This window comes from Candidatus Tisiphia endosymbiont of Sialis lutaria (assembly GCF_964026535.1).
GTDB lineage: Bacteria > Pseudomonadota > Alphaproteobacteria > Rickettsiales > Rickettsiaceae > Tisiphia.
This window is the reverse complement of the sequence record NZ_OZ032153.1, coordinates 1,406,602-1,418,805: the sequence shown is the minus strand read 5'-3', so window position 1 is coordinate 1,418,805 and position 12,204 is coordinate 1,406,602. Positions and strand designations below refer to the sequence as shown.

13 protein-coding genes are annotated in these 12,204 nt (G+C 32.4%); 7 read left to right on the top strand and 6 right to left on the bottom strand.

The genetic code is table 11. The features are described from left to right. Positions 1-111: 111 nt before the first annotated feature. The 6 genes from AAGD20_RS06880 to AAGD20_RS06855 all read right to left on the bottom strand — a co-directional run bounded on the left by AAGD20_RS06880 (position 112) and on the right by AAGD20_RS06855 (position 5,015). The gene (locus AAGD20_RS06880) at positions 112-1,101 is read right to left on the bottom strand and encodes an Rpn family recombination-promoting nuclease/putative transposase (protein ID WP_341748917.1); all 990 of its coding nucleotides are present in this window, start codon (positions 1,099-1,101) and stop codon (positions 112-114) included. A gap of 119 nt (positions 1,102-1,220) precedes the next feature. Then, on the bottom strand, positions 1,221-1,463 hold the full coding sequence (locus tag AAGD20_RS06875; protein ID WP_094649538.1) for an HU family DNA-binding protein: 243 nt from the start codon (positions 1,461-1,463) through the stop codon (positions 1,221-1,223). Between the two features lie 3 nt (positions 1,464-1,466). Then, positions 1,467-2,381, bottom strand: coding sequence for a signal peptide peptidase SppA (gene sppA, locus AAGD20_RS06870; protein ID WP_094649537.1), 915 nt, complete (start codon positions 2,379-2,381; stop codon positions 1,467-1,469). A gap of 57 nt (positions 2,382-2,438) precedes the next feature. Continuing rightward, complete coding sequence (smpB, locus tag AAGD20_RS06865; protein WP_094649536.1) at positions 2,439-2,900, bottom strand: SsrA-binding protein SmpB; 462 nt, start codon at positions 2,898-2,900, stop codon at positions 2,439-2,441. Next, on the bottom strand, positions 2,887-3,765 hold the full coding sequence (dapA, locus tag AAGD20_RS06860) for a 4-hydroxy-tetrahydrodipicolinate synthase (RefSeq protein ID WP_341748916.1): 879 nt from the start codon (positions 3,763-3,765) through the stop codon (positions 2,887-2,889). Before dapA ends, smpB begins: the two co-directional genes overlap by 14 nt. Positions 3,766-4,112: 347 nt before the next feature. Further along, the gene (locus AAGD20_RS06855) at positions 4,113-5,015 is read right to left on the bottom strand and encodes a branched-chain amino acid transaminase (protein ID WP_341748915.1); all 903 of its coding nucleotides are present in this window, start codon (positions 5,013-5,015) and stop codon (positions 4,113-4,115) included. A gap of 53 nt (positions 5,016-5,068) precedes the next feature. Here AAGD20_RS06855 and AAGD20_RS06850 point away from each other — a divergent pair, with 53 nt between their 5' ends. The 7 genes from AAGD20_RS06850 (at position 5,069) to AAGD20_RS06820 (ending at position 12,057) form a co-directional block, all read left to right on the top strand. Then, positions 5,069-5,749 carry a response regulator transcription factor gene (locus tag AAGD20_RS06850; protein WP_094649533.1) on the top strand — a complete coding sequence of 227 codons (681 nt, stop codon included), beginning with the start codon at positions 5,069-5,071 and terminating at the stop codon, positions 5,747-5,749. After that, complete coding sequence (locus AAGD20_RS06845) at positions 5,733-7,043, top strand: HAMP domain-containing sensor histidine kinase (RefSeq protein ID WP_341748914.1); 1,311 nt, start codon at positions 5,733-5,735, stop codon at positions 7,041-7,043. The genes AAGD20_RS06850 and AAGD20_RS06845 overlap by 17 nt, the downstream gene beginning before the upstream one ends. A 404-nt stretch (positions 7,044-7,447) precedes the next feature. Continuing rightward, on the top strand, positions 7,448-8,137 hold the full coding sequence (gene uppS / locus AAGD20_RS06840) for a polyprenyl diphosphate synthase (RefSeq protein WP_192866928.1): 690 nt from the start codon (positions 7,448-7,450) through the stop codon (positions 8,135-8,137). Continuing rightward, positions 8,097-8,822: a phosphatidate cytidylyltransferase gene (locus tag AAGD20_RS06835; protein ID WP_094649263.1), complete on the top strand. Its 726-nt coding sequence runs from the start codon at positions 8,097-8,099 to the stop codon at positions 8,820-8,822. The genes uppS and AAGD20_RS06835 overlap by 41 nt, the downstream gene beginning before the upstream one ends. Then, positions 8,800-9,141 carry a septum formation initiator family protein gene (locus AAGD20_RS06830; protein WP_341748913.1) on the top strand — a complete coding sequence of 114 codons (342 nt, stop codon included), beginning with the start codon at positions 8,800-8,802 and terminating at the stop codon, positions 9,139-9,141. The genes AAGD20_RS06835 and AAGD20_RS06830 overlap by 23 nt, the downstream gene beginning before the upstream one ends. 9 nt (positions 9,142-9,150) lie before the next feature. Continuing rightward, a complete protein-coding gene (locus AAGD20_RS06825) occupies positions 9,151-9,762 on the top strand; it encodes a ribonuclease D (RefSeq protein WP_341749483.1) in 612 nt (203 codons plus the stop codon). Positions 9,763-9,843: 81 nt separating this feature from the next. After that, positions 9,844-12,057: an ATP-dependent DNA helicase RecG gene (locus tag AAGD20_RS06820; protein ID WP_341748912.1), complete on the top strand. Its 2,214-nt coding sequence runs from the start codon at positions 9,844-9,846 to the stop codon at positions 12,055-12,057. The last annotated feature ends 147 nt before the right edge of the window (positions 12,058-12,204 follow it).

Below are 12,204 nucleotides of genomic sequence, written 5' to 3'. Positions count from 1 at the left end.
CATATCACTCATCGCTCCTAGCTCCAAATTCTCCTGAATTGACTATAGTTATAACAGGAAGATTCCTAACTAATAGAGACAAAGAAACTATCGAAAACATTAACGGGTTAGCTATAACTTCTCTATTTCTTCAATGGTTAGTTCGGTTAATTTACTTATAACTTCTATGGGATAGCTTTCTTTCAGCATTTTTTTTGCCATTGCTATAGTACTTTCTTTAATACCTTCAGCTTTTCCTCTAGCTTCACCTATAGCTTCGCCTATAGCTTCGCCTATAGCTTTTCCTATAGCTTCGCCTATAGCTTTTCCTTTAGCTTCGCCTATAGCTTTTCCTTTAGCTTCAGCATCTTCAATTTGTTGCTGTTCTACCGCTAAATTATCAAAATAGGCTTTTGTTCTTTCCTCATAGGTGTTAAGCTCCGCTTCTGACCAGCTTGCTTGGTCTACTGCCTCAAAGGCTCTCCTAATAATTTTATCCTTACCTATTAACTGCTCTATTTCGGCTAATGTTAATGTACTATCTCCTGCATGCTTAAAAAAGTACATCCACTTTTCCTCTGTAGTCTCTAGATTAGAGATAATTTTATTAAATTTCTTGAGTTCTAAAAAAACAAAGTAAAAATCTTTTAAATCATTGGCGTAGCTTTCTGTATCTAAAAGACGATGCTCTGACTTCCAATGTTTTTTATCGTCAAACATCACAAAATCTGCTATTGCTAAAAATATCACTCCTTTTAATTTAGCGTATACTGCCAACTTTTTATGGTTTTCATCCTCTTTGAGTATTTGCCTAGAATATGCTTTAGCTGCATAATATTGGGCTCTTTTCTCAAATCCTGGATGCTTACTTATCTGCATCTCTACGATGAATTGATTACCATGTTGATCTTTACATAACACATCAACTATAGACTTTCTGTAAATAGCAATATCAGGGTCTTGGATAGTTGGTAAAAACGTCACCTCAATTATTTTTTCATTTCCTTTACATTTGAGAATATCATTTAAAAAATGAACAAGTATATCCTTGTTCTTTTCAGTACCAAAAATTTGGCGAAAACAAAAATCATTTTTAGGGTCAAGAAATTTTGATAAAAACATATAATACAACCTCTTAATTCTATATTGATAACTAATGCTATTTTATCATCTTCTCCACTAAAAATCTTGCAATAAATTGATTTTAATAAAAGATGGGGATGAAGAGTAAATTTAATACCCTATATGTTACCATAATTTTTAGGCATACGATAATAGACGGTTTTATATGATTGCTCACTATTTGAAAATTTCCGCTGCCTAACTGAAAAACTGCCAAAACCTCTAATTTCAATACGGTTTTGCTCAGCTAAGCTAGATTGTAAATAATCCAAAACCAAATCTACCGAATCTTTTATATCCTCCTTAGCAAGATAATTAAGTTCCTCCGATATTTTATTTACTAAGTCAGATTTTTTTGCCATAAATCAAAAGATTGCCCCCAATCCTTGAAATTTATTTTTGAAAAAACTTGGTAAAATACTATCAAAATCTTCCATTATAATCTCAAGGAATTTTGGTTTAGGTTTTATTTTAAATTCTTTTACTTTCAAATCCTTATCGATTTTTTTAACTTCCTGTAACCATTTAATCGCATCATCCTGTGACCCCACAGCATCAACAAGCTTTAGCTTTAAAGCTTGGCGACCAGAATATATCCGCCCATCAGCTAGTTCTCTAACTTGATCAATTGGTATATTCCTTCTTAAAGCCACTAGTTCAATGAAATAATCATAAGTATCTAGTACATTCGACATTATTGCCTGACGAACAGCTTCTGTGACTTTTTCAGTAGGATTAGGAACTGCCTTTAATTCTCCTGATTTAAAATTATTAAAGGTAATACCTAAAGTTTTTGCTAAATCTGTGACTTCTAGAGTTTGAAGAATTACACCAATTGAGCCGGTAATTGTCCCATTATGACTAATTATGTAATCACCTCCTAAGGATATCAAATATCCGCCGCTGGCTGCCAATGTACCCATAACAACCACTACCGGCTTTTCTGCAGATATTTTCCTGAGTATATTATAAATTTTCTCTGAACCAACAACAGTTCCACCAGGAGAATTGACATTAACCACTAAAGCACTAATCTGATCATCATCAATGATTTTTTCCAATCTTGTATCACGTTTTGCATCTTCAAAAATGATATCTTCTATTGAAATAGCAGCTATATATTTACTATTAGTAGTTATATATTCAGATTTTGTCAAATCAAATTGCTTAATCATCACCACAATTAAAACTATAAACATAAAAATTGTTGCTAGCTTCCAAAGCATTAATTTCGTCTTATTTTGCTTTCTTTCAATTAGGTATTCAGCAGTTATTGTCATTAATTTACCATTCGTTAATTTTTTCTTAGACGAAGCAATCTAATCCATTTATGATGGTTAGCACTTCACCCGCATAATTCGCCCTTGATCCCTTTTCCAATCTTGTTCTTTAATTGTCTGTCTTTTATCATGTAATTTTTTACCTTTTGCGATTCCTAACTCAACTTTTACTTTATTTTTCTTATTAAAATATAAAGTAAGAGCTACGAGAGTATAACCCTTTAAACGAATCTTACCAATTATTTTTTTTATCTCACTCGAATTAAGGAGCAACTTACGTGTCCTTCTAGTCGAGTGATTAAACCTATTAGCTTTTTCATATTCCGCAATATGACAATTATACAAAAACACTTCATTTGCTGAATTTTCTGCATGACTATCTTCTATACTGGCTTTTCCTTGACGCAATGATTTAACTTCACTACCAGTCAATATTATGCCAGCTTCAATTTTTTCTTCAATAAAGTAATTGAAATATGCCTTCTTATTTTGCGCTATTACTTTTTTATATTCCGACATATTCCATAGCTTTATTTATTTTTTCCTCGGTGGCTACACTAGCTGAAGTTAAAGGAAGCCTTAATTCATTGGCACATAACCCCAATCTTGCCGCAGCATATTTTACCGGTATCGGATTGGATTCTGCAAATAATGCTTTATATATAGGTAATAATTGTTGCTGAATTTGCAGAGCTTCCTGATAATTACCATCACGACAATTATCCTGTAATTTCTTGCACAAACTAGGCGTGATATTAGATGCAACAGAAACACACCCTACCCCCGAATGAGCATTGTAAGATAAAGCTAATTCATCATTACCACATAATAAGCTAAAATCTTTAACCATAGACCTAATTCGTAATGGGCGTTCTAAATCGTTACCAGCATCTTTAAGGGCTACAATACGCGGTAGTTTACTGAGCTTAATTATCGTATCATCTGAAAAGTCTGCCAAAGTTCTACTAGGTACTGAATATAGCATTATTGGTAAATTACTGGCATTATGGATAGCCTCAAAATGCCAATATATTCCCTCTTGAGTTGGCTTTACATAAGAAGGAATACTACACATAAATCCATCAACGGCAATTTTTGTACATATTTGTACCATATCTACGGCGGTGCTAGTAGTCATGGCTGAACAACCAGCTATTACTGGTATACGTTTGTTAGTCATTTCGATAACCGCTTGTAATAAAGACTGATATTCCTGCAAAGTTAAACTAGGTCCCTCACCAGTAGAACCAGCAACCACTATCCCATCAACTTTATTAGCAATTTGATAATTCACTATCTTTTCCACAGAAGCAAAATCTAATTTATTTTCCTTAAAAGGAGTTATCATAGCTGTAATGACTCCTTTGAATATATTATTTTCCATAAACACCTGTTAAATTCATATTATTTTTATTCGCCCCTAATCGTCTATTAGCAAGGAGCTACCTTACAACATTCCGTCATTGCGAGGAGCCGCTTTGCGGTAACGTGGCAATCCAAAAAAGTGACCAAAATGGATTGCTTCGACCACTATGTGGTCTCGCAATGACAGCTACGTTCATAATTCGTCATTGCGAGGAGCTACTTTAGTAGCGACGAAGCAATCCATTTAATCTTTAATCATTTTTGTGGATTGCTTTACTCACATACGTTCGCTCGCAATGACGGTATTGCCAAGCTACTCTTCGCTAATAGACGAAAGTACTTTACATAACCTCAGTATATCACTATTTATTTGTACACTAAGTCATTATATTCTTTTTTTAGCAAATTAGTAATTTTACTATCTTCAAAGATGACATTTCGCTCACCAAGGTTAATCGATTTAATCCCCTTAACTTCTACAGCTGTACCAGTCATAAAACATTCATTAAACTCCCCTACCCTATCTGGAGTTATATACTCTTCTATAACCTTGATATTTAAATCATTAGCAAGTTTTATAATTGTTTGACGCGTTATACCATTTAAAAAACTATCAGCTATCGGAGTGAATAATTGATCATCTTTAACAAAGAAGATATTTGCCGTACTACATTCAGCAACATATCCCCGCCAATCTAATAAAATTGCATCATCGTACCCCAGAGACTTAGCTTCTTTCTGGCATACTATCATCATATTATAATGTCCTGATGATTTACATTGTGGGGGCAATGAGTTTGGATGACATTTTCGCCAACGAGCAATATGCAGACTTAAGGCTCCAGAAGGTCTAAGAGTTGATGGAACAGCAGCGATTAATAGATTAACCGATAAGTTTACATTAGTCAGATTAAGAGATTCACTACCAAACCAAATTAATGGGCGAATATACGCATCTTTAATATTATTTTTTGTTATAAGTAGCTGGTGAGCTTCTATAATCTTTTCAAAACTATATGGCACCTCTATGCTTAGACTTTTTGCTGACTCTATCAAACGTTGTGTATGTTCTTCTAATTTAAAAATTTTACCATTATATGCTTTCTCTCCTTCAAAAACTCCACCAGAATAATGCAAACTATGAGTAAGAGCATGTATCTTGGCTTCCTGCCAAGCAATAAATCTACCATTAATCCAAATATAACCTGATAATTGATTAAGATTTTTAAACGGCTTTTCAGTTAGTATATTTTCTTGTATTATTGTCATTGTTAATATTCTACTATTAAACTATAGTAATTTTTATTACCTAAAATTTATTTATGCAAAGCTCAAAACCCCACATTCTTGTAGTTGATGATGATACTAGAATACAGAAACTTTTAAAACAGTTTTTGTATAAAAACGGCTTTTTAGTATCAACAACACATTCTGTCGAAGGAGCTGAGGAATTATTAAAATCTTCTATTTATGACTTAATTATTTTGGACGTCATGTTACCAAATGTTACAGGACTTGATTTTGCTAAAACTATAAGAGCTACCAAAGACCTTGTACCAATTGTTATGCTAACTGCATTGTCAGAACCAAATGATCGTATCAAGGGCTTAGAAGCCGGGGCATCAGATTATTTAACTAAACCTTTTGAACCGAAAGAATTATTATTAAGAATCAACAATCTATTAAATAGCTATAATAATTATAAAAAACAAGATAAAATCAAACGGTTAGGCAATAATTATTATAATTTCGAATCAAAGGAATTTATAAAAAATAATCAACTGGTACCATTAAGCTCTACAGAGACAAAACTACTAGAAGTACTATTAACCCACATCGGACAAGAAATGAAACGTGATGAGTTATCAAAAATAATGGGAGGACTCAGCCCTCGTTCTATCGACGTACAAATTGTCAGAATAAGGAGTAAGATAGAAGATGATCCTAAAGAACCAAAATATTTAAAAACCATTCGGAATAGCGGATATGCTATCTATACATAAAATTATTCCACAAACATTACTGGCTAGATTTGTACTCATTATCATTGTTCCGACATTAATAGGACAAATTCTAGCAGTGTTTTTGTTCTATGATCGTCACTGGTATAATGTTTCTTACTATACTAGTAATATTATTGCTAATGAGATTATTTCCTTGCTTGAAAAAGACGATAATAATTTATTAGAAAAAAATACCATAGCGACAAATTATTTAAATTTGTCATATCAGTTTTATCCAAAATTAACCTTGCCATCCACGCAACCTAGAATTAGTGAAGAATTAGAGATTTTTAAAAATATTATTAACGTAAAAATTAATAAAAATAATATAGTAAAGCTTAATGATTCAGGAAGAATTGAAGTACTACTTCAATTAACCGATGGTTTAATACAAATAACTTTCCCAGCAAAATTGTTGATGAATCCAACTGCCTATATTTTTGTCTTGTGGTTAATCTTCTTAACTATTTTACTACTTTCTGTTTCCTTAATCTTCTCTAAAAACCAAATTAAATCCATTTTAATTCTGGCAGATGCGGCTGATCAATTTGGGCAAGGAATCACCAAATTACAAACATTTAAACCTTCTGGGGCAAAAGAGATAAGAAAGGCTGGTATTGCTTTTCTTAAAATGAAAGAACGCATTGAAAAGCAAATTAGCAAAAGAACTAGAATGCTTGCTATGATTTCACATGATTTATGTACTCCGTTAACTAGAATGAAGTTACAATTAGAGCTAATGAACAAATCTGAGGAAACAGAAGGTCTTAGGGAAGATATAGTTGCTATGGAGCAAATGATAAAATCATATCTTGATTTTGCTAGAGGAGAAAATGGAGAAGAAGCTCAAATAATCGAATTATCTTCTTGGATGTTAAATGTTACAAATAAATGGTCTGCCAATATTGAGTTAATTACGATAGGGCAAACAGTATACACACAAATTAAGCCTAGCAACTTTGAACGTGCAATATCTAATGTAATAAATAATGCGATAAAATATTCTACAAAAATAAAAATTACTATATGCTCTACCTCTACTAATGTAATAATAAAGATTGAAGATAATGGAATTGGCATAAAGGACGAAGAGAAATTATTAGTATTTAAAGCATTTTACCGTTCAGATAAGTCCCGTTCACTTAATAATTCAGGGAATGTTGGACTTGGTCTTGCTATTACTAAAGAAATAATTATTGATCATAGTGGGACAATATCATTACAGGATAGTAAAGCTTTAGGCGGGTTATTGGTTGAAATTTCACTACCTATAGCTAACCCGAGAAAGTTTTAGCCATCAATTGACTATAGTGTCGTCCCTGTTTCGGTGCGATATCTATAGATTCCGCACCGAAGCGGGAATGAAACAAGGGCAGCTGTCACCCCTGCAAAGGTAGGGGTCTAGAGCATAACTATTGAAAGTTAGAAGAAGCAGCGGTTTTAGACCTGGTAGTTTAAAAGTCGTATATGGGGTAACGTCATTGCGAGGAAGACCGCAGGTCGACGAAGCAATCCATAAAAGTAACCAAAGATGGATTGCCACGACCTACTTGCGTGGTCTCGCAATGACAGAAAAGATATCTAAAACCCACATCTTCTTCTAACTTTCGACAATTGCGAGATATAGAGATTCCTGCACCAAAATAGGGATAACATTTAAAAACTTACCAAGATTAGCTATATAATACAAAAGTAAATATGAGTACAATCAACAAAGTAAATCATTTAGCTATCATCATGGATGGTAATGCTAGGTGGACATTAGGGAAAGACCTACCTAAATTTGAAGGACATAGAGTAGGTGCTGATAAAGTAAAAAAATTATTAGCAAATTTTATAGAACTTAATATACCTTACGTTACACTTTATACTTTTTCATTAGAGAATTGGCGTAGATCAAAGACTGAGGTCACATTTTTATTGAAATTATTACGTTATTATCTAAAAAATGAGACTGAGGCACTGCACAAGAATGGGGTTAAAATAAAAATTATCGGTAAATTGGATTTGTTGGATTCTGTGTTACAAAAACAAATTCATGATGCTATGGAATTAACAAAACATAATAATAAAATAACTCTTTGTCTTGCTTTTAGCTATGGCGGGCGAGCAGAAATTGTTGATGCCTGTCAGAAAATTATCGATTCTGGTAAAACAAATATTGGTGAACATGAGTTTATTAATTATCTGTATGATCCAGAAATGCCAGATGTAGATTTATTAATTCGCACTGGTGGGGTATATAGAATCAGCAATTTATTATTATGGCAAATCGCATATGCTGAACTATATTTTTCACCTAAATACTGGCCTGACTTTGACAAACAAGATTTATTAGAAGCGTTAGATGATTACTCAAAAAGGAAGAGGACTTTTGGTGGCAGGTAAGAAAAAGTCTAATATATTCATGAGAGTATTATCAGCCTTAGTAATAGGACCGGTATTTATTATATCGATAATATCTATCAAGTCGTTATTTTATATATTGATGTTATTAATTGCCGTAGGTATGTTATATGAATGGTATCAGATGACCAAACCATCAATAACCAAATCGTCCTTTCTTTATGGATTATTTGGGTTGATTATTATTCCCATTCCTATTATATCTTTAGTAATAATTGCTACTGAAGATAAAAATCGGTGGCTATTATTACTCTATTTTACTATAATATGGTCAGTTGATATATTTGCTATGATTGGCGGGAAAAATATAGGCGGTATTAAACTTGCTCCCAAGATTAGTCCTAACAAAACTTGGAGTGGATTAATCACAGGAGTATTAGCTAGCGGGGTTGCGGCATTTTTATTGAGTTTGCTGCCAGGGTTTGATTTGCCAACTTACTATTTGTTAAACAAACGGCACTTAATTATAGCAGCTTTTTGTTTAGCACTAATAGCACAAATGAGCGATTTATTTATTTCATATTTCAAACGCAAATTTGCTATTAAAGATAGTGGCACTATAATACCAGGTCATGGAGGCGTTTTAGACCGATTCGACAGCATAATTCTCACCGCCCCAATATTATTTTTATTATTAAAATATTATGAATTATCAATATCTTATTGATTTAGTTAAAAGATCCAAAATTATAATATTTAATGTTTTGCTTTCTTTACTATTAGCTTATTTTATTTTCCATTCTATTTATGGTAATAGGGGAATTATTGCTTATTTTACATTAAATCAACAACTGGAAAAAGCCTATAGTGAGCTAGAAACTTTAAGGGCAGAACGTGTTGAACTTGAACATAAAGTAAAACTACTTAGACCAGAATCTCTAGACAAGGATATGCTTGACCAAGAAGCTAGAAGAGTTTTAGGAGTGGCGTCTCCAACAGAACAGGTATTTACCGTAAAATATGTGGTAAGCAATATAAAAGATTAGGAGGTTATTATTAGCACTATAGTTTTTTACAATGATATTCCAGAAAATTTTAATATTGATGGAGACTTAGCAATCGATACAGAAACGATGGGATTAAAAGTGCATAGGGATAGATTATGTCTTTTGCAAATGAGTAATGGTGATGGTGATGCTTATCTAGTAAACTTTATTGACAAGAACTATGCAGCACCTAATTTAAAAAAATTATTACTTGATAAAAATCGGTGTAAAATATTTCACTATGCTCGATTTGATTTAGCCGCAATAAAGAAATATCTTGAAATTGATTTAGAGAATATCTTCTGTACCAAAATATCTTCTAAATTGGTTAGAACCTACACTGATTCCCATGGCTTAAAAGATTTATGTCGCGAATTGCTTTCAGTGCAAATTTCTAAACAACAACAATCTTCCTATTGGGGAAGAAATGAGCTTACGGAAGAACAAAAAGAATATGCTGCCAAAGATGTCCTTTATTTACATCAGCTACGTTCTATCTTACAAGATAGATTATTAGCCGAAAATAGGCTAGACCTTGCAAAACAAATTTTTAAATTCTTACCTATTAGAGCTAATTTGGATCTGATAGGCTGGAACGATATCGATATTTTTATGCACTAAGATTCCGCACCGAAGCGGGAATCTGGATACCTGCTTTCCCAGGTATGACATTAAAAAGACAAAACTATATAGTAATAAAACATGTTAACTATCAGTAAGTTTTTTTTCCTACCAATTAAATCACATATTAACGTTAGTGATAATATAATTGATGGACTTAAAAGATTGGGGATCATCAATTTAAGAGATTTGCTATTTTACCGCCCTACTTCTTATCAAGTTAAAACAATTTCGCCCAATTTATCTTTACTGAAAAATGGACAGTTAATTCAAGCGGAAGTAACAATTGAAGAAATTCTTGTTCCTAAAAGCAGAAAGCAGCCTTTAAAAATCTTAGTATCTAATGAGACTGGTTCTATTCTACTGATATTTTTTAATAGACCACCTTATTTTTTGCTAAATAAACTTACGATAGGTAGTAAGCAAATAATTGAAGGCAAGGTACAAATATTCTCTAGCTTAGCTCAAATATCTCACCCAATATTTATTTTTGATAAAAAACTTACCAACTCTATACAATCAATTTATCCTTTAACTTATGGAATAATTAATAAGCAACTTTATTCCTATATAATAAAGGCTATTGATTTGCTTGAAAAAGAGTGTAACAGTATCCCTAAAAATTTTCAAGAAATAAAGGATTATATTGAATCTTTATTAAATGATTTAAAAATCATGCATTTATACCAAGTTCATGATACTAAATTACAAACTCAATCCTTAAGACGATTAGCAGCAAGAGAACTATTTGCTAACCAGCTATCATTACAACATCTCCGTCAACAAACAAAATTAAAACAAGGTAATTCATTTACTAAATCCGTTCAGCTACAACAATCAATACTTAAAATATTAGGATTTGAACTAACATATGACCAAAAAAAAGTCATTGAAGAAATTGAAAAAGATCAATTATCTCCTACAGAAATGATGCGTTTACTGCAAGGTGATGTAGGGTCTGGCAAGACCCTGGTAGCTTTATTAACAATAGTCAATGTAGTATATCATAAATTTCAAGCTGCACTAATGGCTCCTACTGATTTATTAGCAAATCAACATCACCAATTCTTTGTTAAAGCCTTAAGTGAAAGCGGAATAAAGATTGGTTTACTTACTGGAAAAATATCTAGCAAAGAACGCAATAAGCTATTATCAGAGCTAGAAAACGGAGATATTGATATATTAATTGGCACTCATGCATTATTTCAAGAAAAAGTAATTTTTAAAAATCTAGGTTATATTGTCATTGATGAGCAACATAAATTTGGTGTACAACAACGGCTTGATTTAATTAATAAAGCTTCATATCCCGATGTTTTAGTAATGACAGCCACCCCTATTCCTAGAAGCCTTACTTTGACTATGTTTGGAGATATGGATATTTCTAAATTAACCAGTAAGCCAAAAAATCGACTACCAATTATTACTAGCATCTTACCCAAAACAAAACTAAATAATGTAATTTCCGTTTTGGATAAAAAACTAACATCTGGAGAAAAAATTTACTGGATATGCCCCCTTATCGATCAAACTGATGAAGAGTTAGTAACCCAGGAAAAAAACACTAGACCTCTTGCAAAACTCGCTTATGCTGAGGAATTTGAAGGAGACGCGGAACGCAGAACCGCAGCGTACTCTAATGTACGTGAGGATTCGAGTACCGCATCATTGTCCAAATTACCAGCAGAAGTAGAGTTAGGCAAGAGGTCTACTGGGCTGACTGACGTTAATACCAGATTCATTACCATTGAAACCGCCTACCCTAACATTACAACTACTATACACGGCAAAATGAAAAATGAACAAAAAGATGCGATTATGCAACAATTTAAGAATGGTAATATTAAAATTCTTATTGCAACAACTGTAATTGAAGTGGGTATTGATGTCCCAGATGCCACCTTAATCGTCATAGAGAATGCCGAGCAGTTTGGTTTAGCTCAATTACATCAGATAAGAGGTAGAGTTGGACGTGGAATGTTACAATCTCATTGTATTCTTCTATATGATCCTCAAAAATTAACTATACTTGCAAAATCTAGATTTGAAGTGATGAGAAATAGTAATGATGGCTTTTATATAGCTGAGCAGGATTTACTGTTAAGAGGTAGCGGAGAAATATTAGGAACAAAGCAAAGTGGTGAGATAAGATTCTTTTTTGCTGATCTAGCTAGAGACTTAGACCTTTTAACTAAAGCTAATAAATTGGCAGAAGAAAGTTCAAATAATCATTCAGAATTATTGACACTTCAAACAAAATTATTTGCTAAAGTAGAATTTAATGAATTAAACTAGGAAATTGCCGAAGATAACTAACTAAAAATTCAATAATATTTACAATAAATTCAATTTAAATTAATATAAATAAAGATTAAATATTAATTTTATTTAATTTATACTTGTGTATAATTTTTTATAGTTTAATCTCTAAGTTATTGTAAA

Excerpts from the sequence above, each read along its gene's own strand:
- uppS (WP_192866928.1), top strand. The coding sequence starts at position 7,448 with ATGAGTACAATCAACAAAGTAAATCATTTAGCTATCATCATGGATGGT.
- AAGD20_RS06845 (WP_341748914.1), top strand. The coding sequence starts at position 5,733 with ATGCTATCTATACATAAAATTATTCCACAAACATTACTGGCTAGATTT.
- smpB (WP_094649536.1), bottom strand. The coding sequence starts at position 2,900 with ATGTCGGAATATAAAAAAGTAATAGCGCAAAATAAGAAGGCATATTTC.
- sppA (WP_094649537.1), bottom strand. The coding sequence starts at position 2,381 with ATGACAATAACTGCTGAATACCTAATTGAAAGAAAGCAAAATAAGACG.
- dapA (WP_341748916.1), bottom strand. The coding sequence starts at position 3,765 with ATGGAAAATAATATATTCAAAGGAGTCATTACAGCTATGATAACTCCT.
- AAGD20_RS06850 (WP_094649533.1), top strand. The coding sequence starts at position 5,069 with ATGCAAAGCTCAAAACCCCACATTCTTGTAGTTGATGATGATACTAGA.
- AAGD20_RS06820 (WP_341748912.1), top strand. The coding sequence starts at position 9,844 with ATGTTAACTATCAGTAAGTTTTTTTTCCTACCAATTAAATCACATATT.
- AAGD20_RS06855 (WP_341748915.1), bottom strand. The coding sequence starts at position 5,015 with ATGACAATAATACAAGAAAATATACTAACTGAAAAGCCGTTTAAAAAT.
- AAGD20_RS06830 (WP_341748913.1), top strand. The coding sequence starts at position 8,800 with ATGAATTATCAATATCTTATTGATTTAGTTAAAAGATCCAAAATTATA.
- AAGD20_RS06880 (WP_341748917.1), bottom strand. The coding sequence starts at position 1,101 with ATGTTTTTATCAAAATTTCTTGACCCTAAAAATGATTTTTGTTTTCGC.
- AAGD20_RS06875 (WP_094649538.1), bottom strand. The coding sequence starts at position 1,463 with ATGGCAAAAAAATCTGACTTAGTAAATAAAATATCGGAGGAACTTAAT.
- AAGD20_RS06835 (WP_094649263.1), top strand. The coding sequence starts at position 8,097 with ATGATTACTCAAAAAGGAAGAGGACTTTTGGTGGCAGGTAAGAAAAAG.